This window comes from Corynebacterium alimapuense, assembly GCF_003716585.1.
Taxonomy (GTDB): Bacteria; Actinomycetota; Actinomycetes; order Mycobacteriales; family Mycobacteriaceae; genus Corynebacterium; species Corynebacterium alimapuense.
Window position 1 is genome coordinate 76724 of sequence record NZ_PTJO01000005.1, and the last position, 24790, is coordinate 101513.

Sequence of the window (24790 nt, forward strand, 5' to 3'; positions counted from 1 at the left end):
GCCCGGAAATCTCCGCAAGCCCGCAGGCCATTCCCCATCCCCCAGTCCCGCATCCTCCCCGAAAGGGCGCGCAGCCACCACTCTTAAGCAGGCAAATATTGGTTAAATTTACTACTTAGGCTAGGCTCACCTGAGTAATTTTGCATTTCCTTATCGCACTGAAAGGCTGGCCATGTTTTTTGCCGCATTTCTCATCGGCCTCCGCGAAGGCCTCGAGGCCGCCTTGATCATTGGCATCCTGCTGGCGTATGTCCGTCGCCGGGGCCATGACTCCGCCCGCACCAAGATTTGGTGGGGAGTGGGCATCGCCGTAGTTGGCTCCCTACTCATCGGTGCCGCCCTGACCTTCGGTCGCTACAGCCTGTCGTTTAAGGGACAAGAGATCATCGGCGGGACTATGTCTATCCTCGCCGTCGCCATGGTGACCTGGATGGTCTTTTGGATGATGCGCATTGGCGGTCGTCTCAAAAGCGACTTAGAGGAAGGTGCCGACGCCGCTCTCGCCGCTGGAGCCTGGGGCATCTTCTGGATCGCCTTCGTTTCAGTAGGCCGCGAGGGCATTGAGACCACCATCATCCTCTGGGGCTGGACTAATAGCCCGGCTGCCCTGCTCGGCGCACTTTTGGGCATCCTCAGCGCAGTCGGACTGGGCTTTGGCCTCTACCGAGGCATTCTGCGGATCAACCTAGGCACCTTCTTCAACTGGTCCGGAGTCTTCTTGATCATCGTCGCTGCCGGCATCTTGGCTTATGGCATCCATGACCTCCAAGAGGCCGCAGTCTTGCCGGGACCTTTCTCTGGAGATCCGATTGCCCCGACGCATCCACGCACCGGCGAAGTCCTCACTGGTTTCGCTACCTACCCCTTCTGGGGCGCGGCTTATCCCTTCGGCTGGGCTTTCAACTTTGAGCACCTCATTGAGCCTTCCGGGGTCTTGGCCGCGTTCCTTAAGGGCACCGTCGGCTTCGTGCCGCAGATGACGTGGCTGGAGGTCACCGCATGGGCGGTCTACTTGCTGGTGGTCTTCCCGGCGTTCCTGCGCCAGGTCAAAGCTAATCGACGCCCGCGCCCTAAGCCTGCCTCTGAAAGCCCGGCAGGCCCGGCAGATCCGGCTACCCCGGCCGGGCCCGATGAATTGGTACCCGCCGACACCCCGGCGGCACCGACCAGCTCGGCAAAACCTCAGGCCGATTCTTCCCCCACTAAAATTTAAAAGGACTCTCTCCTATGAAGATGACCAAGTACACCCTCGGCACTATTGCCGCATTGAGTACCACTACTGTCCTGCTGCTTTCTGGCTGCACCGAGGTTTCCGAGACCTCGGCAGACGGCGCTATCTCAGTCTCCTCCACCGCTGATTCCTGCGAAGTCTCCACCGATTCCATCGATAGCGGCAACCACACCTTCTCCATCAGCAATGACGGCGAGCAGGTCACTGAGTTCTACCTGCTGGGATCCGATGGCCTAAGAATCGTCGCAGAAAGGGAAAACATCGCCCCCGGTGCTAGCGCTGAACTGGATCTAGCTCTGCCGCCAGGAGACTACTTCACCGCCTGCAAGCCAGGCCTGCGTGGAGCCAATGTCGGCGAAGCTGCCTTCACCGTCACCGGCGAGGCCGTCCCCGTTAGCGCCTCTGATCAGGAGCTCTACGACGAAGCTGTGGTCTCCTATGTCAACTTCGTCAAAAACGAAGTCGCTACTCTCGTGCCCGCAGTAGGCGAGTTCGCAGCTGCTTATGCCGCAGGCGATGATGACACGGCTCGCGATCTCTACGCCGATACCCGCGTCAACTACGAGCGCATCGAGCCGATCGCCGAAGCCTTGGGTATCCTCGATCCCCGCATCGATTACCGCGAGGTCGACTACCTAGCCGAAGCCGATGAGCTTGAGGCCGACGACCCCACCTTCACCCAATGGCTGGGCTTCCACCGCATCGAAAAGGATCTCTGGGTGCCCGAGGAGACCGACCGCAACGCCGATGGAACTCCCGCCTGGGAAGGATGGGAGCCCTCCACCACCGCTGAGCGTCAACAGGTCGCCGACTCCCTGATCGCGGACGTCGATAAGCTCTTTGACACCGTCAACGACGAGAACTTCATCGAAGACCAAGAGCTGACTATTTCCAGCGTCTCCAACGGCGCGATGGAACTGCTCGAAGAGATCGCTGTGACCAAGGTGACCGGTGAAGAAAACTGGTGGTCGCACTACGACCTCTGGGATTTCCAGGCTAACCTGCAGGGCTCACGCATCGCCTTCGATCTTGTCGCCCCCATCGCAGAATCCAAGGGCGAAGAAGGCACCGAGCTAGTTGCCGAGATCAATGAGAACTTCGATGCCCTCCAGGCCCAGCTCGATGAGTACGGCAACTTAGAAGACGGCTACGTCCTCTACGACCAGGTCACCGCAGCCGAGCAGGCTGAATTAACCCGCGATATCGATGCCCTGCGCGAGCCGTTGTCGAACCTGACCGGCACCGTTTTGAGCATCTCAGAGTAGGAAGAACACATCATGGCCACTATGAATCGCCGCCAGGTACTCGGCTTGCTCGGGGCTGGCGGGATCGGCGCCCTCGCTGGCGGCGGTACTGTCGCCATCGGTACTCAAGCTGCCGCACAGTCTGAAGTTCCCCCGGAAACTGATGAGCTGGCCTATCCCTTTGAAGGGGCTCACCAAGCTGGAATCATCACCCCAGCCCAAGACCGAATCCACTTTGCCGCCTTTACTGTCGACCCTGAAGCCACCCGCGACGATCTGATCGATCTGTTGGAACGCTGGACTCATGCCTGCCGGCGACTCGTCCTGGGAGCAGAACTCAGCGCACGTGGCGCCTTTGGTGGCGGGGAGAATTTCCCGCCGGAAGACAGCGGCGAGGCATCCGATCTGGGTCCTTCGGGTCTCACCGTCACCTTCGGTTTCGGCCGGACGCTTTTCGACGATCGCTTCGGCCTTGCCGAGCATATGCCGGCCGACTTCACTGACATTCCGGTCATGTCCAATGATTTTATTGATCCAGATCGCTCAGATGGCGACCTGTGTATCCAGGCTTGCGCCAATGATCCGCAGGTAGCTTCCCACGCCATCCGTAACCTCACCCGGATGGCCATTGGAACAGCGGTATTGAAGTGGTCGCAGATCGGATTCGGACGGACCTCCTCAACTTCTGAGAGCCAGAAGACTCCGCGCAACCTCTTCGGGCAAAAGGACGGTACCTCTAACCTCAAGGCAGAAGAGTCAGAGCTGCTCGATGAGCATGTCTGGATCAGCGATGAGCAAGCCCAGGACTGGGCCATCGGCGGAACCTATCTCACCGCCCGTCGGATCACCATGACCATCGAGGTTTGGGACACCCTCCAGCTGGAGGAACAAGAACGAGTCCTAGGTCGCGAGAAGTTCCACGGCGCTCCCCTGACCGGTACCGATGAATTCGATGAACCGGATTTCTCGGCCACCACCGAACGAGGTTTACCCGTTATCGACGAGCGCGCGCACGTGCGCCGCGTCCATCCAGATAACAATGACGGCATCCAGATGCTGCGTCGTGGCTACAACTTCATTGACGGCAATGATGCTCAGGGGCGTCTCAATGCCGGGCTGTTCTTCATCGCTTTCACCAAGACACCTGCGAGGTTTGCCCAAGTCCACAGCAGCATGGCTCGTGATGACATGTTTGTGGAATATCTCAAGACCACTAACTCCGGGGTCTATCTAGTTCCGCCGGGAGTTGGCACCGAAGACTATGTCGGCCAAACCCTCTTTGAGGCCTAAGGTGAGCTCTAAGCCACAGATCTAGCAAGAGCCACAGGCCTTACTAGTCGGCCCAGTCATGGACCCGACCGCGCTGATAGAGCAGCGGTCGGGTTTTTTCATTGGCGCCACATGCGTGGACCTCAACGGTGAGAATGGTGTGGTCGCCGCCTTCAAAGGCATTGACCACAGCGCCCACGAACCAGGCCGCAGCGCCGTCGATAAGCATGGGACCATGTTCATCACGAATAGTCTCGACGCCCTCGAAGCGGTCGATTCCGCGCCGGGCAAAACGTGAGGCGATCTCAGCTTGACCTTCGGCCAGCACCGAGATGCCTACGAAAGCTCCAACCTCAAGATGTGGCAGCGACCGCGAATTACTATCGACGCTAAAAACGACCATGGCCGGTTCCAAAGACAACGAGGAAAAGGCACTAATCGTCAGGCCGATGTCTGCTCCCGTCTCGGCGTTCACGGTCACCACCGTGATTCCGGATGGAAACGTGCCGACGACCGCCCGCAGCTGATCTCCGCTGACTGTCGGCTCCATCATGGTGCTGCCACCTTCTCCTAGTTTTCTGGGCGGATTGAACCTCCACCTTCGAGGTAGTTTTAACGGAAACTATACGTGCGTGAGTCTCGCGGGTAAATGGTGTCATTACCGACGGACTGGCTTCTCCAAAGATTCAGCACAGCCCACTTTCAACAGCCAAGGCCCGCTCCCCCAGTAAAATTTGGGGTGCGGGCCTGACGTGGGTATGAGACCTAGTCCAGGGTGATCTGGATAGCGTTGGTGGCCCCGAGGGCCTCGCTGATGGTCTGCTCAAGTGCCTCCGGGATCTCTGCGTCAACGCGCAGGATCAGGGTGGCACCATCGCCTTGAGCTTCCTGGGTCAGTGCAGCAGCGGCAATGTTGATGCCAGCTTCGCCCAACAGGGAGCCAACCTTGCCCAGTGCGCCCGGAGCATCGGTGTACTGCAGGAAGAGGTTGCGACCCTCAGCACGCATATCCAGCCCACGGTCGTTGATGCGCACGATCTTCTCCACGCGCTCCAAGCCAGTCAGGGCTCCGACCACAGTGGCGGTGGTGCCATCGGCAGCGATTGCCTTGACCTCGACGACTGAACGGTGCGAGGTGGACTCCGGAGCAGTGTCAACCTGGTAGTTCACGCCACGTGCCTCAGCGATGGAGGGAGCGTTGACGAAGGTAACCTGCTCATCAGTGATGCCGGAGAACAAGCCACGGACAGCCGACAGACCCAGCACGGAGAAGTCGTCCTCGGTGGAGAGCTCACCGCGAACCTCAACCTCAAGGCCAACCGGTGCGCCTTCGAGCAGCTTGCCGGAGAGGCGACCGAGCTTGCGGCTCAGTTCCAGCCACAGGGCGACCTCTTCGCCGACGCGACCGCCGGAGACGTTAACGGCGTCGGGAACGAACTCGCCAGCCAGCGCCTTGAGTACGGAAGCTGCGACGTCGGTGCCAGCGCGGTCCTGTGCTTCAGCGGTGGAAGCACCCAGGTGCGGGGTCACAACAACCTGCGGGAGCTTAAAGAGCGGGGAGTCGGTGCACGGCTCGGTGGAATAGACGTCAAAGCCTGCGCCCCAGATATGACCGGAGTTAATAGCATCAGCCAGTGCCTGCTCATCGACCAAACCGCCACGAGCGGCGTTGATGATGATCTGGCCCTTCTTCGACTTAGCCAGCAGCTCGGCGTTGAACATGCCGGCCGTTTCCTTGGTCTTGGGCAGGTGGATGGTGATGATGTCAGCGCGGCCGACCAGCTCATCTAGATCAACCAGCTCCACGCCCAGCTGTGCTGCGCGGGAAGGGTTGGCGTAAGGGTCGTAGGCGATGATATCGGTTTCGAAGGCAGCCAAACGCTGTGCGAAAAGCTGGCCGATGTGGCCAAAGCCAACAATGCCAACGGTCTTGCCGAAGAGCTCAACGCCCTTGAAGGACGAACGCTTCCACTCGCCTTCACGCAAGGTCGCATCAGCGGCCGGGATTTGGCGAATGGTGGCCATCAACAAAGCGATAGCGTGCTCGCAGGCAGAATGGATATTCGAGGTCGGGGCGTTGACCACCATGACACCACGCTCAGTGGCGGCGTCAATATCAACGTTGTCTAGGCCGACGCCGGCGCGGCCGACGATCTTCAGCTTCGGCGCGGCCTCAAGGACCTCGCGGGTGACGGTGGTCGCAGAGCGGACCAACAGAGCATCCGCCTCGGGCACTGCAGCCAGAAGCTCCGGGGTGTTTGGGCCATCAACCCAACGCACCTCCACAGAGTTTCCGAGTGCTTCTACAGTGGAAGGGGCCAATTTATCGGCGATGAGGACGACGGGCTTGCTCACGTGTGCTTACTCCAGCTTCTCAGTCAAGGATGTGGAACCAATGACACTCTAGCCGGTGGACAATCTCGCTGTCTGAGGACCTACCTTTAAATTGTCTCCAACTTCACGCTTGGAAGGCATTAGGCCCTTCATCACCCCCAGAATAGTCTGCATCATCAACATCTCGGATAACTGGCTTGTTCATCGCATACTCCACCATTCCGAGGAAACGGGCTCTCCGGTCGCGCAGAAAATTGCGCACATCACCCTGATAAAGCAGTGATGCATTGAGCTCATGGGAAGACAACACAGTGTCAAACTCCGAATCTTCCATCAGCGACTTTGATTGCACTCGGCGAAGATAGCGGGCTGGCGAGTAACCATCAAGAATGACTTCTGTGCGCTTGCCCATCGGAGTGTGGTTGAGCACGCTATCTGCCAGGACTGGATCAACTCCTTGTTCGACACACCACTCTCGGGGAAATATTCGATAAAACCCCGGAGCTAGATCTGCGACGGTCCAGCGATCAAATGGCTGGGCGGTACGCCAGTCACGAGCGCCACGTCCCATCAACAAGGCATAAATCCCCCGGTAGACACCAGAATCTTGGCGCACCGAGAAAAAGCGCGATTCAGAGAAAGCTGCGTCCCGAATAGTCTTCGGGACTTCCTCAGTCTCCTCACGAATCCAAGCGGTGACCTGATCGACATCCCTAGCCGAGCGATTGATCACTGCAGCAGAGCCATAGAGCTCACCGAAGATGCCACACCAGAACCACTGGTTGAGCTTGTCCCAAGCGCTAGTGGAGGCCAAGTCACGAGGAGTATTAGCCAGCAGCGCAAAAATGGTCGCCAACGGAATCAGCTGTGCTGGATAGGGCACTTGCTCATTGGTGAACATACAACGTTGGGAAAGAAACTCTGCCGCTTCTTGGAAGGTGATCCGCAATTCATGGCGGGCCTGCAGATAGTCCTCCAGGCTGAGATTAAGAATGTCCTCGCGATGTCCCACCGCGTGGCCTTGCCTGGCGGTGACTAGCAGGGAGACCGCGGTGAGGAAATCGGTGCGGTTGATGGCATCTAAAGCAGGGTATTTGCTCAAGATGGCCTTCGTTTCGGCCCAATCATCTGAGAGCCGGAAACTCGGGTCTTCAGTGGCAAAAGAAGCCGTAAGGAGTTCAAAGACATCCATCTGCAGACCCGCGGAGTTGGCCAAGGCAAAGATCGAGCCAATGCCAGTTTGCTCGGTCTCTCGATTGAGCCGGATCATCGGAATATCATAAGCCGCCAATGGTTTGACAACCTGGTCATAGAAGCGCTTGACGTTTTCTCGACGACCATCACGGTCATCCGCGGCTACATCAAACAATAGATCAGTGCCAGATTCCCACAGCAAAGTTGATACCGGCAGGCAACCAGCGGCTACAGCGGCATCACGGTCCGGGATTCCCCCTGGGATCTGCGGGCCAAAGTGTGAACGCAATTGACCATTTTCATCCACCGCAAAGACCGCTTCATCCGGCATGACCTGGGATTCAACAACCTTGGCAATGTCGACGTAGAAAGTCCGGCGGATCTTCTTGGAGCGGAAATCTACCGTGTTAACCACACCATCACCGGCTAGGCAGTGATAGAGAGTGGTCAGACGCTGCTGCCCATCGAGCAGTAATAGGCCTGGGGCTTCGCCAGTATCCGGAGCGCCTGAAATCGGGCGAGGACGGAAGCGAGTGGGCGCGTTTCGGGTATCGAGCGCCAGAAAAGAACCAGCCGGATAACCGCGCAAGACGGTCACCAGCAGTGCTCGAATCCGGTCAACGTCCCAAGCATAGGAGCGCTGAAAGTCCGGCAGTTGGAGATCCCCCCTGTCGATGCGCGCGAAGAGATCTGCGAGGTCGTAACTCGGCGTCGTATAACCCATGCTCGTGATTCTATCCCCGCATAGGTCAAGTCGCGCGTCGCCCCACAAGGAATTCTCAGACTCCCCAACCTACAAGGGATAATTGAGGAAATCTGTCCGCTCGGACAGTCACAACCTGCGGTTCAAAGAGATCATTAACGACGATAAGAAATCTGCATCAACCACTAACCGCCCCGGGCTTCATCAAGCATTGGACCACGCCCGCGAAGGTGACGTCATCGTCGTTCACACTCTCGACCGGTTGGGCCGCACCGTCCGGGATACGTGGCCCTTCGCGTTTTAGAGTGCGTGGCGGATTCTATGAGTCGTGGCAACACTGGTGTTTCAATAGCTTGAGGGGAATATCGGACCACCTCTGTCGGGGTGCGGTACTCCAGAGTTTTCCTCGGCCAGTTAGTTGACTGCTGGACCACCGACTCCAGATTTCCGACTGAGTACACCGAGGAGATGCAGGCGGAAGCCGGGAAGGTTCCTCCCTAAACCGCTAGAACCCGCCCAGGTACCGATATACGAAAGCACCCCACAGAACGAATGTTCTGTGGGGTGCAAGGCCAGGATTGCAGGCCATCGTTACAAGAGGCGACAGTGCCTAACTGACGTTAGATGCCTATCCGGTGTTCTTGACACCGGCGGGAACCCGAAACGCGAGTGGAGTTGGGATCAGGACACGTGCAAGCCGTGCGGTGATCCCCATCTCCCCTACTACCAAGATTTAGGCAGTAGCGTCGAGCGGGTTCTTGACCCAGCTCATCAGGTCGCGCAGCTTGGTGCCGGTGGCCTCGATCTGGTGGTTGGCGAAGTCAGCGCGCAGACCCTCGAGCTCCTTGTTGCCGCCTTCGACGTTGGCGATCAGGCGCTTGGTGAAGGTGCCATCCTGAATGTCACTGAGGATGTCCTTCATACGCAGCTTGGTGCCGGCGTCGATGACGCGCGGGCCGGAGAGGTAGCCACCGAACTCAGCGGTATCAGAGACCGAGTAGTTCATGTTGGCGATTCCACCCTCGAACAGCAGGTCAACGATGAGCTTGAGCTCATGGAGGCACTCGAAGTAGGCCATCTCGGGCTCGTAGCCGGCCTCAACAAGAACCTCGAAGCCGGTCTTAACGAGCTCCTCGGTGCCACCACAAAGAACAGCCTGCTCACCGAAGAGGTCGGTGACGGTCTCAGCTTCGAAGGTGGTCGGGATGACGCCCGCGCGGGCACCACCGATAGCAGCAGCGTAAGCCAGGCAGAGTGCCTTGCCGTTGCCCTTGGGATCCTGATCGACGGCGATGAGGCAGGGAACGCCCTTGCCATCGACGAACTGACGACGGACCAGGTGGCCCGGGCCCTTCGGTGCAACCATGCCGATAACAACGTTGTCGGCCGGGACGATCAGGTCGAAGTGAATGTTCAGGCCGTGGCCGAACAGCAGTGCGTCACCGTCGTTGAGGTTCGGGGCGATGTCGTTGGCGAAGATATCCTTCTGGGAGGTATCAGGGGCCAGCAGCATGATGACGTCGGCCCAAGCGGATGCCTCGGCGTTGGTCTTAACCTCGAAGCCGGCTTCCTTGGCCTTCTCTGCGGACTTGGAACCCTCGCGCAGGCCGATAACGACCTCGACGCCGGAGTCGCGCAGGTTCTGCGCGTGGGCGTGGCCCTGGGAGCCGTAACCAATGACGGCGACCTTGCGGGCCTGGATCAGGGAGAGGTCAGCGTCAGCATCATAAAGAAGTTCAATAGCCATGGGAGAAATTCTCGCCTTTCGTTATTTGGGTATTACTCTTGCCGTTGTACCACATTATGAGACAATGCGACCCATTTAATGAGATATTCAGAGTAAATATCTCACCATATGGGATTTTATGGAACTACTTCGACGGGGCCATGACCTTCGGTCCACGGTTGAGCGCAATCTGACCGGACTGGATCAGCTCACGGATTCCGAACGGCTCCAGCACCTCGAGCAGAGCCCGAAGCTTACCGGGGGTACCTGTGGCCTCGATGACCACAGATTCCTGAGCAACATCGACCACACGAGCGCGGAAAATATTTGCTGCATCGACGACCTGAGGTCGGTTGGTGTTGTCCGCGTTGACCTTAACCAGCATGATTGCCCGGGCAATGGTGGTGGGAGTCTCAAGACGAACCACCTTGAGCACCGGAACAATCTTGTTGAGCTGCTTGGTGATCTGCTCGATGATCAGATCATTGGCGTCAACAACGACGGTAATGCGGTTGACACCATCGGTGTCGGTCTTAGCTGAAACCAAAGACACCAGGCTGTAGCCGCGGCGGGTGAACATGCCAGCGACACGGGAGATGATGCCGTCAGTATCTAGGACCAAGACGCTAAGAGTGTGGCGGCTGATATCAGTAGAGGCCATGGCTTAGTTCTCCTTCTTCTCTGCGAGATCATCCATGACCCCATCGATGTCGGCCGGGGTCTCGGCTGCGGAAGCGTCCTCATCGAAGAGCGGGCGCAGCCCCAGAGCGTACTGAATCTCCGAGTTGGAATGTCCAGCTGAGACCATCGGCCAGACTTGGGCGTCTTCGCCGACGATGAAATCGATGACCACGGGACGATCATTGATCGCACGGGCCTTTTCAATGGCAGGGATAACGTCTTCCTGTCGGGTAACCCGGATCGCTACGCACCCCAAGGCTTCCGACAGGCCGACAAAGTCCGGGACATATTCGCCTTGCTCGCGCAGCTTGGTGTTGGAATAGCGACCTTCATAGAACAGGGTCTGCCACTGGCGAACCATGCCGAGGTTGCCGTTGTTGATCAAGGCCACCTTGATCGGGAAACCCTCGACCGCAGCGGTAGTCAACTCTTGGTTGGTCATCTGGAAGCAACCATCACCATCGACTGCCCAGACCTCTTTATCCGGCTGGCCAGCTTTAGCACCGAGCGCAGCGGGGATGGAATAGCCCATTGTCCCCAGGCCGCCGGAGTTGAGCCAGGTACGCGGCTTTTCAAAGTCGATGAACTGCGCAGACCACATCTGGTGCTGACCAACACCAGCGGCATAGATCGCATCCGGGCCGACCACTTTCGATAGCGTCTCAATGACATACTGCGGCGAGATGGAACCATCCGACTGCTCTTCATAGCCACGGGGGAAAGTGTCTTTGAGCCCAGTCAAGTACTCGACCCAGGGGCCAATCTTTGGAGCTTCCAGGTTCTTAGCGGAGCGGTAGGTCCGCAGCATTGCAGACAGAACCTCTTTGGCATCGCCGACGATCGGGATCTTTACCGGACGAATCTTGCCGATTTCCGCCGGGTCAATATCGGCATGGATGACCTCCGCATCGGGTGCGAATGATTCCAACTCGCCGGTCACGCGATCGTCGAAACGCGCACCCACAGCGATCAACAGATCAGAACGCTGCATAGTGGCTACCGCGGAGACTGTGCCGTGCATACCTGGCATGCCCATGTTCAACGGATGGGAATGCGGGAACGCTCCCAGTGCCATCAACGTAGTCACGACCGGAATGCCGGTGTACTCAGCGAACTCCAAGAGTTCCTGGTTGGCATCAGCTTTAATAACACCACCACCGATATAGAGGCACGGGCGCTTGGCCTCGGCGATGAGCTTGATCGCTTGAGAAATCTGTCGAGAGTGCGGAGTGGTTACCGGCCGATATCCCGGAAGATCCCGCGTCGGCGGCCACACAAAGTCCAGTTCCGCGTTCTGAATGTCCTTCGGAACATCGATGAGGACGGGGCCGGGGCGACCGGTGAGCGCCAGGTGGAAGGCTTCAGCCATCGCCTGCGGGATGTCTTTGGCATCAGTGATCATGAAATTGTGCTTGGTCACTGGCATGGTCACACCACGAATATCAGCCTCTTGGAAAGCATCAGTGCCCAAGAGACCACGGCCGACCTGGCCGGTGATCGCGACCATCGGCACCGAATCCAGGTTGGCATCAGCCAACGGAGTAACCAGGTTAGTGGCACCGGGGCCGGAGGTAGCGATACACACGCCGACCTTTCCGGTGACCTGTGCATAACCGGTTGCTGCGTGTCCTGCCCCCTGCTCATGGCGCACGAGGACGTGGCGGAGCTTAGTGGACAAAAATAGCGGATCGTACAGAGGGAGAATCGCTCCACCGGGCAGGCCGAACACGATGTCGGCACCTAGCTCCTCAAGACTACGGACGATCGCCTGAGCGCCAGTCATCCGTTCTGGGGTCTCGGCGGTGCCAGAAATCCTCCTGGCGACCGTAGCCGGGGTGGGCGTTTGCGAAGCTGCCACGTTATCAAGCTCCTAATTCACAGGATCATACGGTTTTGAAAGCCCCGGACCTCGCCCCGATGTGTGGGGACGAAACGCCGGAACATATACGTCGACGACAGTGTTTAAAGCGACCACAAAAAACAAAGCCCTCACACAGCACTAATGGTGGGTGCTGTTGAGGGCGCTTGTCGAGACAACTGGCTAAAAGCCGAGACGGCACGCGCCGCTAGGGTACTACCAGGAGTCGAATATTGATCATAGATCTGATAATACACACCTCACAGGGAGCAGTCGTATCATGGTCGACATGCTCGTTTCATTTTGGCTCAATTGGCTCAACAGAACCTGGGATTGGTTCATCAGCACAGGATTAACCCTGGCGCTCCTACTAGTCCTCGCCCTTCTCATCCCTCGACTCGGACGGTTTGCCCAGCGGTGGATTAACCGTCGATTGCAAGATTCTCACGACCCCGAAGATGCAAAAACCAAGCTAGCTATGGTGGGCGTCGGCATATATATAGCTCAGTTGATCGGGTTTTTCATTCTCGCGATAGTCACGCTGTCGACGTTGGGAGTCTCCCTAGCCGGGGTTGCGATCCCAGCAACCGTTGCTTCTGCCGCCATCGGCTTGGGAGCACAGTCAATCATCGCCGACTTCCTAGCTGGCTTCTTCATCCTCACCGAAAAGCAGTTCGGCGTTGGCGACTGGGTCCGCTTCGAAGGAAACGGTGTCGTCGTTGAAGGCACCGTCATCCAGGTGACCATGCGTGCTACCCGAATTCGCACGCTCGCCGAAGAAACGGTGATCATCCCCAACTCCACCGCCCGGGTGTGCATTAACTCATCGAATTTCTGGTCTCGAGCGGTAGTGGTCATCCCCGTTCCTCTGCTGGGTTCTCAAGACCCCTATGAGGCAATCGAGCGGTCCGAGGCAGCCACCCGCCGAGCTATTGAGCGTGATTATGTCGCAGCTGAAGTAATTGGCGAGCTTGACGTTCAACCAGCCGTCGGCATTAATCCTCCGTCGACTGTCGGCATGCCGTGGACCGTGGACATGCGGTTTCTGATCCAGGTACAAGCAGGCTCTCAGTGGTTAGTAGAACGAGCTATTCGTACCGCCATTCTCGAGGAATTCTGGGACGAATATGGTTCCGCCACCACCGTCACAGGTGAAGTCAAAGACAGTGTTGATCTTGTAGATACGGCGGAGGCGATTGCCAAGATTGTCGATGACCCTCGCAACACTGCTAGACGTTCGACCCACCCGGATGCAACAGCTGCCACAACGGCTGCAGCATCCGCCGCATCCGCCGAGGCGAACTCAACCACCCAGTCTGCATCTACTGAGGATCGCACCCGCGAAGACTCCTCCGATATGCATTTTGCAGTGCCAGCACAGTTTTCCGACGGAGCTGGACATGATCCAGCTGCTAATCGACGCCGCCTGCAAATCGACGGCCCAGAGCCAACTGCGCCGAAGGCCCCAGACGCTGTAGATCCAGACGGAGATGAGATTACTGAAGAAGAAGAGCTGTTGGCATCTGGTCAGCTGTTTCGCTCTGATGAGGTAACCACCCGGTGGCAGCGAATGATCTCCGCCGGTGGCCGAATCCGACCTTCGACGATGTACTTATTCATCGTGCTTTTTGTCATCGTCTTTGCCAAGGGATTGACTGCCGAACCTGATACATCTTACGAAGGATGGGGTAGCCGTTCTTCATCAGATGATGTGGTCATCTCCGAAGAAGTGGAGCCAGAACCGACGGTGAATACGAACCCGTCTTCCCCAGCCACGCCTACCCAGGAACCGGTGCCAACAACGACAACAACTTCTCCCTCATTCTCGGAACAATCACCGCGGAACGCGATCGAAGAAGGTACCGAAACCACCACCACTCAAACCGCACCGCAAACCACCCAGACCACCCCGACGCAGACCCCAGCCCAGGCAACTCAGGAGACTGTTGTTCCGACCTCGACACCCGGGCAATGAGATCGTGCCAATGCTGAACTAGCATGGTCAGCATGAGTTCTGAAGCTGCGGACGCAGAATCCGTGCAGTTCCGTCCGGACCGCGCCAATATCCTTGCTGCTTTGCTGATGATTGCCATCGCACTGCTGGTAGTTGGCGCGGCACCGGTATACCTGTTTTGGGTACTGGCGATTCCAGTGCTGTTTATCTACTGGATCCTCCGGTCCTCCACCACCGTCGATGAGCAGGGGGTGAGCATCAAGTACGCCTTCCGAGGTGGCAAAACCGTCGAATGGGAAGATCTCTCTGGTGTGGGTTTTAAGGGCTCCCGCGCACTTTTGACCACCACGGAGGGCAAGGAATATCCCATGCCCGGGGTGACTTTCAATTCTCTGCCGAAACTGTCGGAAGCTTCCTCTGGCCGGATCCCTGATGCCTTAACCGCTGGCCGGATTGCCGCGGACGAGAAGGTCGTGGTGATCAACCGGGATGGTGAGCAGATTCTGCTAACCAAGGAAGAGTACGCTGCACGTCAAACCGATAAAGCTGCCGAAGCCGACAGCGAAAACCCGAGGAGTAATCAGTGATCCCGCTACGTTCCCGAGTCACCACCGTCGGTCGCAATGCCTCCGGAGCTCGTGCTCTGTGGCGAGCGACCGGAACGAAGGAGCACGAGTTTGGCAAACCAATCGTGGCGATCGTTAACTCCTACACTCAGTTCGTCCCCGGCCACGTCCACTTGAAAAACGTCGGCGACATCGTCGCTGAGGCGGTCCGGGCAGCCGGCGGTGTGCCCAAGGAGTTCAACACCATTGCCGTCGATGATGGCATCGCCATGGGGCATAGCGGCATGCTTTACTCGCTGCCTTCCCGTGAAATCATCGCCGACTCGGTCGAATACATGGTCAACGCCCATACCGCCGATGCCATGGTCTGCATCTCCAACTGCGACAAGATCACCCCAGGCATGCTTAACGCCGCCTTGCGCCTAAATATCCCGACCGTATTCGTCTCCGGTGGACCAATGGAGGCTGGCAAGGCCGTCGTGGTCGAGGGCGTCGCCCACGCCCCCACTGACTTGATCACCGCTATCTCGGCTTCCGCTGACGAGGCAGTCTCCGATGAGGGACTTGCTGAACTTGAAGCAGCCGCCTGCCCGACCTGCGGATCTTGCTCCGGCATGTTCACCGCTAACTCAATGAACTGCCTTACTGAGGCGCTCGGTCTCTCGCTGCCGGGCAATGGCACCACCTTGGCTACCCACTCCGCCCGCCGCGAGCTTTTCACCAAGGCTGGCGAGATGATCGTGGATATGTGCCAGCGCTACTACGGCGAGGAAGACGAGTCTGTTCTTCCCCGCAGCGTGGCTACCAAGCATGCCTTCCACAACGCTATGGCTCTGGATATGGCGATGGGTGGTTCTACCAACACGATTCTGCATACCCTCGCCGCCGCTCAAGAGGGTGAAGTTGATTTCACCCTCCACGACATCGACGAGATCTCGCACAAGGTCCCCTGCCTATCCAAGGTTGCCCCAAACGGCATTTACCACATTGAAGATGTCCACCGTGCTGGTGGCATCCCCGCCATCCTCGGTGAGCTGCGCCGTGGCGGCTTGATCAATGAAGACGTCCACACCGTGGCTTATGACACCGTTGACGGCTGGCTCAACGACTGGGATGTCCGTGGCGGAAAGGCCATCGACCAAGCTACTGAGCTCTTCCATGCTGCTCCCGGTGGCAAGCGCACTACCGAGCCATTCTCGCAGTCCAACCGGTGGGGCAGCTTGGATCTGGATGCCCAGGACGGTTGTATCCATGATGTGCTCCACGCTCACAGCGCCGATGGTGGCCTCGTAGTCTTGCGCGGCAACCTCTCCCCCGATGGCGCGGTGCTCAAATCCGCTGGCGTCGAAGAAGAATTATGGACCTTCACTGGCCCCGCCCGAGTGGTCGATAGCCAAGAAGAGGCTGTCTCGGTCATCCTCAAGCGCGAGGTCCAGCCAGGCGAAGTCGTCGTTATTCGCTACGAAGGTCCCGCAGGTGGCCCGGGTATGCAGGAAATGCTGCACCCGACGTCCTTCCTCAAGGGTGCGGGCTTGGGTAAAAAGTGTGCACTGATCACCGATGGTCGCTTCTCCGGAGGAACCTCAGGTCTCTCAATCGGGCATATCTCCCCTGAGGCTGCCCATGGTGGTCTCATTGCTCTCATCCAAAATGGTGATCCGATCACCATCGATGTCCATACTCGCCGCTTGAGCCTAGATCTCGCTGATGAGGAGATCGAAGCTCGCCGCGTGGAAATGGAGTCCCGAGAAAAGCCGTGGACCCCGTTGACCCGTCAGCGCGTTGTCTCCAAGGCACTGCGCGCCTACGCCAGCATGGCTACCTCCGCAGATAAGGGAGCCGTCCGACAGGTCGACTAGGGTGGTCGAAGTGACTTCGACCCTCGATAGCAACCAGGTAAAGCCCGCGATCTTGCCTCATAGCCTCATCTTAAAAGTGATGACGTTTTTGGGCTTGGCCGCGGGCTTCGGCGTTACCAGCCGACAGGTACTACTCACCGATTTTCCGGTGGATATGATCATCTACCGCGAGGGCGTTCGGGCTTTCCTCGACGGCGGGGAAATGTATTCCGTACCCATGATGGCGGGAAATTTGGCGCTGCCGTTTATCTATCCGCCGTTTGGAGCCATGGCGCTGGTTCCATTGACCATCGGTGATCTCTTCAATCACAACATGGCCGGCAATATCCTGATCGTTTTATCTTCGGCCTTGATTCTGCTGTGTCTTTATCTCGTTGCACGCACGATTGCTTCACAGTGGCTCGATCGCCCGAGCTTGCTGGCGGTAACGGCAGTGGTCTGGCCGGCAGCGCTGCTGATCGAACCGGTATGGCTCAATGCTGGTTTCGCACAGGTCAACGTGGTGATCATGGCCTTGGTAATCCTAGATCTCATCCCCCGTCGACGCTTTTTGCCACAGGGCACTCTCATCGGTATAGCTGCAGCGATCAAGATTTCTCCGCTGGCGATGCTGCTATTTTTTCTTCTTCGCCGAGATTTCAGAGCGATCGCCGTGGCTGTGGTCGCAGCGCTTTCGGCTACTGCGGTAGCCGCGGCTTTGAGGTGGGATGCCACCGTCGAGTATTTTTCGACAGTGTTGCTGGGCATGGGCACCGATTCGGAGTTCGGCGTCGATTCGACTTATCAATCCAATAGCTCACTCAAGGGCATGATCATGCGCTGGTACACCAGCTCCGAATCCCTTGAGGCTCATTCAACCCAAGCCAACATCATCTGGTTAATTTTGGTGGTGGTCACCATCGGTCTTGGCTCTTGGCTAATGATCTCATTGATGCGACGAGAGATGCTTGTCGACGCCGTCTTGGTCAACGCAGTGATCATGTTGCTGATCTCCCCCATCTCCTGGTCCCATCACTGGGTGTGGCTGACCATATTGCTGCCCGTGGTGGCATGGCGCTGCTTGACAGTGCTGGGGGCTCCCAAGGCTTTATCTGCTATCACGCTGGTATTCAGTGCGCTGGTCTTGAGCAATCCTGCCAAGTGGTGGTTCGGAGATGCCATCGACGTCCATGCGCTGGGGTTCTGGGAGAAGCTCTTGGTCTCCGACTTCGTGTGGCTATCGATCCTGCTGCTGATGGCTTGGGCAATAGCACTTCGGACAGTCCCACGGGTTGATCCTGCACCTTCCCAGGCAGCAAAAAACCCGGCTCCCCTAGAACAGGAGCCGGGTCGGAGTTAATCCGTGGTGGATTAGTTGAGCGGGTTGATGCCCGCGCCAAACCACCAGAGTGCTACGCCGCCGGAAATCGCCAGCACCACAAAGATCCAAGAGCTAAACAGCGGACGACGTGCCCAGCTGCGCCCGTAGTCGAAGGAATACAGGCCTGGGCCGGTGAACTGCAGCGCCACGGAAACTCCCAGGAGCACCAGCGATAGCCAGACGCCCTCTGACCAAGCGAAGATGTTTAGTCCAGCGCCGCTACCTGCCAGGGCATCCAATGCGGTGAAGGAAGTAGCGACGGTGGCGATCATCGCAAAGAGCGGGGTAATTAGTCCCAGGACCAAGAAGACGCCCGCAGCAAGCTGCATCGCGGGTACCGCGATCGCAAGAGCGCTCGGCGCAAGGTAGTTGGCGTAATCGGCTTCAAGACCGGAGATTCCTTCACTGCCGCCGAGCTGGAAGAAAGTACCCACCGATTCTAGGATCAACCAGACTCCCAGTAACAGGCGGATGATTAAGAGGCCTAGGTCAATGGTGCCACGACGATGATCGAACACCTTAGGTTCCGCTAGATCAGCAGCTGGGTCGGTGTTATCAAAGGCCGGGGCTGCGACCGGAGCGGCAGTAGGTGCCGGGCCGGGAGTGGAACCATAGCCAAAGGCCACCGTCTCGTGGCTGCCAGTGGGCGCGAAATCCTGGTCACTATAAGGGGCTGGCTTCGGCTCTGCCGGAATCTCCTGCGGAGCTGCGCGACCAGTGCGTTGGTAGGCCCCACTCGCCCCTTGTGGGAACTGAGTAGTGGAGTCTTGGGCAGGGTCTTTCCGGTAGGCAGGCACGTCGAGACCATCATCGGTCGAGGCTGCTCGATCTGGGAGGTCCGAGTTTTGATTGTTGTCACTCATGCTTGCCAGATTAGGCCACAGGGAAGGTCCCGCGCCGACCCACTTCGGCGAGCCGTCCAGAAAAGCCTAAGGTGCTTCTGATAAGACCGCTGCTGAGACTTTGTGAACCTTGGATATTTCGGCTGCACGTAGCCAGCAGGGGGCACAATCTCCGGTAGTCAATGAGATATCTTCCACCGAAGTCTCAGAGGATACGAGGCTGGCTAGGTTCTTTGCTACGGTCCCTTTCTCCTGCTATTTCTAGCTGGCTAGCTGCGCTCATTGTCCATAATCATTGCCCTATCCCCTGCAATGACGTTAGTATTGTTGATATGACAACAGACAATCCTCAGGCCCCGGCTGGAACCTATGCCTCCACTACCGGTGCTTTCGTCCGAGACACCAATTACATCGCCGATCGCATCACTGCTGCTGCCCCCGCAGGGGCAGCAACCAGTCAGGATGATGGCACCTTTCACTGGCCAGTGGAAGCCAATCGCTACCGATTAGTCGCCGCGCGTGCATGCCCTTGGGCACATCGTGCAGTCATCGTGCGCAGGCTCATGGGACTGGAGTCAGTCATCTCGTTAGCTCTAGCCGGTCCCACCCATGATCAGCGTTCGTGGACTTTCGATCTTGATCCCGACGCGGTGGACCCAGTGTTGGGAATCACCCGCTTGCAGGAGGCCTACTTCAATCGCTTCCCCGACTACCCACGAGGCATTACCGTGCCTGCGCTGGTCGAAGAATCCAGCCGCAAGGTCGTCAGCAATGACTTTCCCAGCCTCGTGCGCGATCTGATCACGCAATGGGGAAAGTTCCAGCGCCCCGGAGCCCCGGATCTTTGGCCCAGCGAGCATGTCGAAGAAATGGAACGGCTGAATAAGTGGATCTTCACCGAGATTAACAACGGGGTCTACCGGTGCGGATTTGCCGGCAGCCAGGATGCTTATGACGATGGCTACGATCGGCTCTGGAGTGCTCTCGACCAGATCGAGGAGCGGCTCTCTACCCGTCGCTATTTAGTGGGCGATCACATTACCGAAACGGATATTCGGCTCTTTGTCACGCTTATCCGCTTTGATGCCGTCTATTACAGCCATTTCAAAACAGCTCGCAATAAGATCACCGAGATGCCCAACCTCTGGGGCTATCTGCGGGAGCTGTTCCAGCTTCCAGGATTTGGCGATACTACTGATTTCACTGAAATCAAGCAGCACTATTTCTTGGTCCACCGAGATATCAACCCCACGGGAATTATCCCTGGCGGCCCAGATCTATCCGGCCTAGCTACTGCGCATGGCCGCGAGATTTTCGGTGGTAGCCCCTTCGCCCCAGGAACGACCCTCCCAGGCGCCATGCCGCCCGGCGAGGAGCTTAAAAACCCTGAGCCATTCCAGAATCAGGCACCACACCTGCAGCCTTAGTGACTGCTTGGCTCAGCTTTTCTAGCAGTTCTGATTCCAGGCGCCAGCACTGCCAGTAGAGGGCGACTTCGGCCACGGTATCGTCCAACGCCACCAGCTCACCAGATTCGAGCAGCGGGCTGGCTTGGAGTTCAGGCACTAGCGCCCAGCCCAGGCCGGCTCGTGCCGCCTCGAGGAATCCTTCCGATGAGGGGATCTGGGAGATGACTCGGCGGCGACGCACGGCGGCGTCGAGACGCCCCTGCAAATCGACATCCTGCAAGGTGTCATTGGGGCCGAACCGCAGCGCTGGCAGGTGCGCCCAATCTATCTCGCCGTCGAAGGTATAGGCCTCACGCAGTTGTGGGGTGGCCACGGCCCGGTAATACATGCTCCCCAATGCCGTGGCCTGGCAGCCAGAAACTGGGGTGGCTTCCCTGGTGATCGCGCCCAGCACGTCACCTCGGCGCAGAAGCGCGAGCGTATGAGATTCATCCTCGATGCGCAGCCGCAGAGTTGCATTGCCAAAAGCTGCGACATCTGCCAGCACTGGGCGAAACCAGGTAGCTAGTGAATCGGCGTTGACCGCCACCGACAGCGGCACCCGTTCCAACCGACCACTGAGCTGAGCATTGGTCTCATCTTGAAGTAGCGCCATCCGCCGAGCGGCTTGCACCAGTATCTCCCCGGCCTCGGTGGCGGTAGTTCTGCCAGTGCGGCGCACCAGGACTCGGCCGACGTGTCTTTCTAGGGCTTTGATCCGCTGACTGACCGCTGAGGGCGAGACGCCCAAGGTTGCGGCCGCGTATTCAAAGCTGCCTTCATCGACAATAGCTAGCAAGGTCTGCAGGTGAACTGGGTTCATGAAGCAATTCTAACCTAAGGTGAAAATCTATCATTGGCCTTCATCGGCAATCTAGTCCACACTGTCAAACATGTCGATCGTGCTTGCCGGGCTCTTGCTCGGATTCTCCCTCATCGTCGCCATCGGACCGCAGAATATCCTGCTTATCCGACAGGGCGCTCGCCGCGAAGGCGTGACCGCAGTCATCATCGTGTGTCTGATTTCCGATGTTCTTTTGCTCTCGCTGGGCACCTTGGGCGTCGGAGTCCTCGTAGCCAAAGCGCCCCTAGTTTTGGTCGTACTCAAATGGGCCGGAGTGGCCTATTTGGCATGGTTTTCGCTCGCCGCGCTGAAAGATGCCGCCCGAGCTCACCAGCGTGAGGGCTCGACCGCAATCGAGAGCAGCGAACCTCAAAGCGCCGATCTGGGAACAGGCAGCACCGCAATTGCTACCCGCCAGGACACTAAAGTGGTTCCGCAGCGATCATGGGTCCGGCCTATGTGGCAGGCCATCGCACTCACCTGGCTTAATCCTGCGGCCTATCTAGATTCCCTAGTGATGATCGGCGGGATCGCCTCCCAATACGGCGAACAAGGACGCTGGCTGTTTACTGGTGGCGCACTATTAGCTAGCTTCATCTGGTTCCCTGTCGTCGGCTACGGCGCAGGGCTCCTATCTGGCCCATTGTCCAACCCGAAGGTCTGGCGGGTCCTTAACGTGATCATCGCGATCATCTTGGCGGGCCTCGCACTCAAACTCGCTTTGATGTAGCCAAAAAAGTGCGCACAAAAAAAGGATGAGGAACAGCATTCCTCATCCTTGAATCTGGTGACCAGCACGCCCGCGGCGCGTCGATAAGCAGTAGTTAGAACCTAGTCTTAGTCGGCGTGACGACGAGACGCGGTCGCTGCCGCCCAGATATTGATGCCAGCATCGCTAGCGGCCTCATCGATCGCCTTGAGCTCAACATCGGAGAACTCTAGATTCTCGAGGGTATCGAGGTTCTCATCAAGCTGAGCAACGCTAGAGGCACCGATCAAAGCGGAGGTAACCGTGTCCGCGCCATAATCACCCTGCTCACGCAACACCCATGCCACTGCCATCTGGGCCAGTGACTGACCGCGATTGTTGGCGATGTCATTGAGCTGAGCGACCATCGCCAAGTTCTCTTTGCTGAGCATCTCGCTCGAGAGGGAGGACTGCGCAGCAGCACGCGAGTCAGCAGGAACGCCATTGAGGTAGCGATTGGTCAGCAGTCCCTGGGCCAGCGGGGAGAAGGCGATAACGCCCATCCCGGAATCCGCCGCGGTCTCCAAGAGCGAATCGCCATCCTCGCCGGGCTCTTCCACCCAGCGATTAACCAGGGAATAGCTCGGCTGATGAATCAGCAACGGGCAGCCTTCCTCAGCCATAAACTCAGCAGCCTCGGCGGTGAGCTCCGGACCATAAGAAGAAATGCCGACATAGAGCGCCTTGCCGGAAGCAACAATGTCACGCAGGGCATACATTGTCTCCTCGAGCGGAGTCTCGGGATCCGGACGGTGATGGTAGAAAATGTCCACATAGTCCAGGCCCATCCGGGTCAACGACTGATCAAGCGAGGACATGAGGTACTTGCGGGAGCCACCAAACCCATAGGGACCAGGCCACATATCCCAGCCAGCCTTAGACGAAATAACCAACTCATCGCGGTAGGGCTTGAAATCCTCGGCGAGCAGGCGTCCGAAGTTGCTCTCTGCCGAGCCTGCCGGAGGGCCATAGTTATTAGCCAAATCGAAGTGGGTGACCCCGCGGTCGAAAGCCCGGCGCAGGATGGCTCGCTGGGTCTCCAAGGGCTTGTCATTGCCAAAGTTGTGCCACAGACCCAAAGAGATGGCCGGCAGTTTGAGACCGGAACGACCCACCCTGCGGTAGGGCATCGAGTCATAGCGATCAGGAGCAGCTACATAGGTATTCATTGTCCCTAAATTCCTTAGTTGAGCTTTTCGGCGATGAGCTTGTTGACCTGAGCTGGGTCGGCTTTGCCACGGGTGGCCTTCATCACGGCACCGACGATCGCGCCGGTAACCTTGGTGTTGCCAGCGCGGTATTTCTCCACGATGCCCGGGTTAGCTGCCAGTGCCTCGTCGACGGCCTTTTCAATGGCGCCATCATCGCGAACGACCTCTAGGCCATGCTTGGCGATGACCTCATCGACGTTACCCTCGCCAGCAAGCACTGCGTCGACGGCCTGACGGCCTAGTTTATTGGTGAGCTTACCCTCGTTAATCAACGCTACGACGCGAGCAATCTGGACCGGCGTCACTGCCAAGGCATCAAGATCGACCTCGGCTTCTTTGGCTTTCTTGGCTAGGTAGGACACCCACCAGGACCGTGCCTCATCAGAGGTGGCTCCAGCTTCGACGGTCTCAGTGATCATGTCGAAGGCGCCAGCGTTAACCAGGTCGCGCATCTCCGCATCCGAGAGCTTCCACTCCTGCTGGATGCGTGCCCGACGAATCCACGGCAGCTCCGGCAAGGTGGCACGAATCTCCTCGACCCACTCGGCCGGGGCGATAACTGGAGGCAGGTCCGGGTCATTGAAGTAGCGGTAGTCTTCCGCGGTCTCCTTGATGCGGCCGGCTAGCGTCGTGCCATCGGTTTCTTGGTAGTGACGAGTCTCCTGGCGGATCGTCTCGCCGTTTTCAATCGCGGCGGCCTGGCGCATCATCTCAAAGCGCACGGCCTGCTCTACCGACTTCAAGGAGTTGATGTTCTTGGTCTCAGTACGGGTACCAAATTCCTGCTGGCCGATGGGGCGCAGTGAAAGGTTGGAGTCCACGCGGATAGAGCCCTGATCCATGCGAGCATCAGAGACTCCGAGAGATTTGACCAGCTCACGCAGTGCGGAGACATAAGCCTTGGCGACCTCAGGTGCGCGCTCGCCGGCACCTTCGATCGGCTTGGTCACGACCTCGATCAGCGGAATGCCTGCGCGGTTGCAATCCACCAAGGAGGCGGTCGCGCCGTGGATACGTCCGGCAGAGCCGCCGAGGTGGGTCAGCTTGCCGGTGTCCTCTTCCATGTGAGCGCGTTCGATCTCTACTCGCCACTCGGTGCCATCTTCTAGCTGGACATCCAGGTAGCCCTCGTAGGCGATGGGCTCGTCATACTGGGAGATCTGGTAGTTCTTCGGCTGATCCGGGTAAAAGTAGTTCTTCCGGGCAAAACGTGAAGATTCGGCGATGGAGCAATTAAGCGCCAGGCCGATCTTGATAGCCCATTCCACGCCCTTAGCGTTGACCACGGGTAGCGCGCCCGGCAGGCCGAGCGAGACTGGGTCAACGTTGGAGTTAGGGGCATCGCCAAATTCGGCGGAGCTGGCAGAAAACATCTTGGTCTTCGTGGCCAACTCCACGTGGACCTCTAGGCCCATGACGGGATCAAATTTCTCCAGGACTTCGTCAAGGTCCATCAAGTCATACGTCGTGGCAGTCATGCCGGACAGTCTAGTTGCTCACCGAAGCGGCTGCGCCAGGTGGTCGAGCAGTTCTCGCGACCTCCCCGGTGCCAGCGATATTGCCCTCTCCGCGGAGACTTCGCCAAAGGCCTGAAGTACTGGGTGTGACGGTGGCTCGGGCCTTCTCCCCTACCTCCTCGCTCTGGCTTTCTCACCCCGGGATAGGCATGGCAGATGCAACGCTGATAGAAATCTTGCACAGGCATTGCACTTTCAATT

Annotated in this window: 19 protein-coding genes and 1 pseudogene; 10 read left to right on the forward strand and 10 right to left on the reverse strand. The window is 58.1% G+C overall.

Annotated elements, in window-relative coordinates:
- Positions 1-172: 172 nt before the first annotated feature.
- The 3 genes from efeU to efeB are packed head-to-tail and all read left to right on the forward strand — an operon-like array spanning position 173 to position 3765.
- Positions 173-1213: an iron uptake transporter permease EfeU gene (gene efeU, locus C5L39_RS07460; RefSeq protein ID WP_123048277.1), complete on the forward strand. Its 1041-nt coding sequence runs from the start codon at positions 173-175 to the stop codon at positions 1211-1213.
- 14 nt (positions 1214-1227) lie between these two features.
- Positions 1228-2496, forward strand: a complete 1269-nt coding sequence (efeO, locus tag C5L39_RS07465) for an iron uptake system protein EfeO (RefSeq protein WP_245974932.1) — start codon at positions 1228-1230, stop codon at positions 2494-2496.
- 12 nt (positions 2497-2508) lie between these two features.
- The gene (efeB, locus tag C5L39_RS07470) at positions 2509-3765 is read left to right on the forward strand and encodes an iron uptake transporter deferrochelatase/peroxidase subunit (protein ID WP_123048278.1); all 1257 of its coding nucleotides are present in this window, start codon (positions 2509-2511) and stop codon (positions 3763-3765) included.
- Between the two features lie 43 nt (positions 3766-3808).
- On the opposite strand, the gene C5L39_RS07475 is transcribed toward efeB, so the two are convergent.
- The 3 genes from C5L39_RS07475 to C5L39_RS07485 all read right to left on the reverse strand — a co-directional run bounded on the left by C5L39_RS07475 (position 3809) and on the right by C5L39_RS07485 (position 7996).
- A complete protein-coding gene (locus C5L39_RS07475) occupies positions 3809-4297 on the reverse strand; it encodes a flavin reductase family protein (RefSeq protein WP_123048279.1) in 489 nt (162 codons plus the stop codon).
- 212 nt (positions 4298-4509) lie between these two features.
- Positions 4510-6099, reverse strand: a complete 1590-nt coding sequence (gene serA / locus C5L39_RS07480) for a phosphoglycerate dehydrogenase (RefSeq protein ID WP_123048280.1) — start codon at positions 6097-6099, stop codon at positions 4510-4512.
- Between the two features lie 103 nt (positions 6100-6202).
- On the reverse strand, positions 6203-7996 hold the full coding sequence (locus C5L39_RS07485) for a GmrSD restriction endonuclease domain-containing protein (protein WP_123048281.1): 1794 nt from the start codon (positions 7994-7996) through the stop codon (positions 6203-6205).
- Positions 7997-8078: 82 nt separating this feature from the next.
- Between C5L39_RS07485 and C5L39_RS10880 the strand changes: the two are divergent.
- A pseudogene (locus tag C5L39_RS10880) lies at positions 8079-8261 on the forward strand (recombinase family protein); the annotation flags it as partial.
- Positions 8262-8708: 447 nt separating this feature from the next.
- Here C5L39_RS10880 and ilvC read toward each other — a convergent pair.
- The 3 genes from ilvC to C5L39_RS07505 form a co-directional block, all read right to left on the reverse strand.
- Positions 8709-9722, reverse strand: coding sequence for a ketol-acid reductoisomerase (ilvC, locus tag C5L39_RS07495; RefSeq protein ID WP_123048282.1), 1014 nt, complete (start codon positions 9720-9722; stop codon positions 8709-8711).
- Between the two features lie 124 nt (positions 9723-9846).
- Complete coding sequence (gene ilvN, locus C5L39_RS07500) at positions 9847-10362, reverse strand: acetolactate synthase small subunit (RefSeq protein ID WP_123048283.1); 516 nt, start codon at positions 10360-10362, stop codon at positions 9847-9849.
- Between the two features lie 3 nt (positions 10363-10365).
- The gene (locus C5L39_RS07505) at positions 10366-12240 is read right to left on the reverse strand and encodes an acetolactate synthase large subunit (protein WP_123048284.1); all 1875 of its coding nucleotides are present in this window, start codon (positions 12238-12240) and stop codon (positions 10366-10368) included.
- A gap of 289 nt (positions 12241-12529) precedes the next feature.
- Between C5L39_RS07505 and C5L39_RS07510 the strand changes: the two genes are divergently transcribed.
- From C5L39_RS07510 to C5L39_RS07525, 4 genes are read left to right on the forward strand one after another with little or no spacing between them, the layout of a single operon-like run.
- Positions 12530-14215 (forward strand): mechanosensitive ion channel family protein, encoded by a 1686-nt coding sequence (locus C5L39_RS07510; protein WP_123048593.1) that lies wholly within the window; start codon positions 12530-12532, stop codon positions 14213-14215.
- A gap of 32 nt (positions 14216-14247) precedes the next feature.
- The gene (locus C5L39_RS07515; RefSeq protein WP_245974934.1) at positions 14248-14781 is read left to right on the forward strand and encodes a PH domain-containing protein; all 534 of its coding nucleotides are present in this window, start codon (positions 14248-14250) and stop codon (positions 14779-14781) included.
- A complete protein-coding gene (ilvD, locus tag C5L39_RS07520; RefSeq protein WP_123048286.1) occupies positions 14778-16619 on the forward strand; it encodes a dihydroxy-acid dehydratase in 1842 nt (613 codons plus the stop codon). Before C5L39_RS07515 ends, ilvD begins: the two co-directional genes overlap by 4 nt.
- Positions 16620-16629: 10 nt before the next feature.
- Positions 16630-17958, forward strand: coding sequence for a glycosyltransferase 87 family protein (locus C5L39_RS07525; RefSeq protein ID WP_245974935.1), 1329 nt, complete (start codon positions 16630-16632; stop codon positions 17956-17958).
- A gap of 11 nt (positions 17959-17969) precedes the next feature.
- Here C5L39_RS07525 and C5L39_RS07530 read toward each other — a convergent pair whose 3' ends face one another.
- A complete protein-coding gene (locus C5L39_RS07530) occupies positions 17970-18842 on the reverse strand; it encodes a DoxX family protein (protein ID WP_123048287.1) in 873 nt (290 codons plus the stop codon).
- 311 nt (positions 18843-19153) lie between these two features.
- Between C5L39_RS07530 and C5L39_RS07535 the strand changes: the two genes are divergently transcribed.
- Positions 19154-20248 carry a glutathione S-transferase family protein gene (locus tag C5L39_RS07535; protein ID WP_123048288.1) on the forward strand — a complete coding sequence of 365 codons (1095 nt, stop codon included), beginning with the start codon at positions 19154-19156 and terminating at the stop codon, positions 20246-20248.
- Here C5L39_RS07535 and C5L39_RS07540 read toward each other — a convergent pair.
- The gene (locus C5L39_RS07540; protein ID WP_123048289.1) at positions 20199-21092 is read right to left on the reverse strand and encodes a LysR family transcriptional regulator ArgP; all 894 of its coding nucleotides are present in this window, start codon (positions 21090-21092) and stop codon (positions 20199-20201) included. The two genes, C5L39_RS07535 and C5L39_RS07540, sit on opposite strands and share 50 nt — an antisense overlap.
- Positions 21093-21162: 70 nt before the next feature.
- Between C5L39_RS07540 and C5L39_RS07545 the strand changes: the two genes are divergently transcribed.
- A complete protein-coding gene (locus C5L39_RS07545) occupies positions 21163-21843 on the forward strand; it encodes a LysE/ArgO family amino acid transporter (protein WP_123048290.1) in 681 nt (226 codons plus the stop codon).
- 107 nt (positions 21844-21950) lie between these two features.
- Here C5L39_RS07545 and mgrA read toward each other — a convergent pair whose 3' ends face one another.
- Both mgrA and gatB read right to left on the reverse strand, forming a co-directional pair.
- Positions 21951-23030: an L-glyceraldehyde 3-phosphate reductase gene (gene mgrA / locus C5L39_RS07550; protein WP_123048291.1), complete on the reverse strand. Its 1080-nt coding sequence runs from the start codon at positions 23028-23030 to the stop codon at positions 21951-21953.
- Between the two features lie 14 nt (positions 23031-23044).
- The gene (gene gatB, locus C5L39_RS07555; RefSeq protein WP_123048292.1) at positions 23045-24550 is read right to left on the reverse strand and encodes an Asp-tRNA(Asn)/Glu-tRNA(Gln) amidotransferase subunit GatB; all 1506 of its coding nucleotides are present in this window, start codon (positions 24548-24550) and stop codon (positions 23045-23047) included.
- Positions 24551-24790 lie beyond the last annotated feature (240 nt).

What these genes read in the sequence shown, in the direction of transcription:
- efeU (WP_123048277.1), top strand. Translation starts at nt 173, where the DNA reads ATGTTTTTTGCCGCATTTCTCATCGGCCTCCGCGAAGGCCTCGAGGCC.
- C5L39_RS07485 (WP_123048281.1), bottom strand. Translation starts at nt 7,996, where the DNA reads ATGGGTTATACGACGCCGAGTTACGACCTCGCAGATCTCTTCGCGCGC.
- mgrA (WP_123048291.1), bottom strand. Translation starts at nt 23,030, where the DNA reads ATGAATACCTATGTAGCTGCTCCTGATCGCTATGACTCGATGCCCTAC.
- C5L39_RS07535 (WP_123048288.1), top strand. Translation starts at nt 19,154, where the DNA reads ATGACAACAGACAATCCTCAGGCCCCGGCTGGAACCTATGCCTCCACT.
- ilvC (WP_123048282.1), bottom strand. Translation starts at nt 9,722, where the DNA reads ATGGCTATTGAACTTCTTTATGATGCTGACGCTGACCTCTCCCTGATC.
- ilvN (WP_123048283.1), bottom strand. Translation starts at nt 10,362, where the DNA reads ATGGCCTCTACTGATATCAGCCGCCACACTCTTAGCGTCTTGGTCCTA.
- C5L39_RS07475 (WP_123048279.1), bottom strand. Translation starts at nt 4,297, where the DNA reads ATGATGGAGCCGACAGTCAGCGGAGATCAGCTGCGGGCGGTCGTCGGC.
- efeB (WP_123048278.1), top strand. Translation starts at nt 2,509, where the DNA reads ATGGCCACTATGAATCGCCGCCAGGTACTCGGCTTGCTCGGGGCTGGC.
- C5L39_RS07515 (WP_245974934.1), top strand. Translation starts at nt 14,248, where the DNA reads ATGAGTTCTGAAGCTGCGGACGCAGAATCCGTGCAGTTCCGTCCGGAC.
- efeO (WP_245974932.1), top strand. Translation starts at nt 1,228, where the DNA reads ATGAAGATGACCAAGTACACCCTCGGCACTATTGCCGCATTGAGTACC.
- C5L39_RS07540 (WP_123048289.1), bottom strand. Translation starts at nt 21,092, where the DNA reads ATGAACCCAGTTCACCTGCAGACCTTGCTAGCTATTGTCGATGAAGGC.
- C5L39_RS07530 (WP_123048287.1), bottom strand. Translation starts at nt 18,842, where the DNA reads ATGAGTGACAACAATCAAAACTCGGACCTCCCAGATCGAGCAGCCTCG.
- gatB (WP_123048292.1), bottom strand. Translation starts at nt 24,550, where the DNA reads ATGACTGCCACGACGTATGACTTGATGGACCTTGACGAAGTCCTGGAG.
- C5L39_RS07510 (WP_123048593.1), top strand. Translation starts at nt 12,530, where the DNA reads ATGCTCGTTTCATTTTGGCTCAATTGGCTCAACAGAACCTGGGATTGG.
- C5L39_RS07545 (WP_123048290.1), top strand. Translation starts at nt 21,163, where the DNA reads ATGTCGATCGTGCTTGCCGGGCTCTTGCTCGGATTCTCCCTCATCGTC.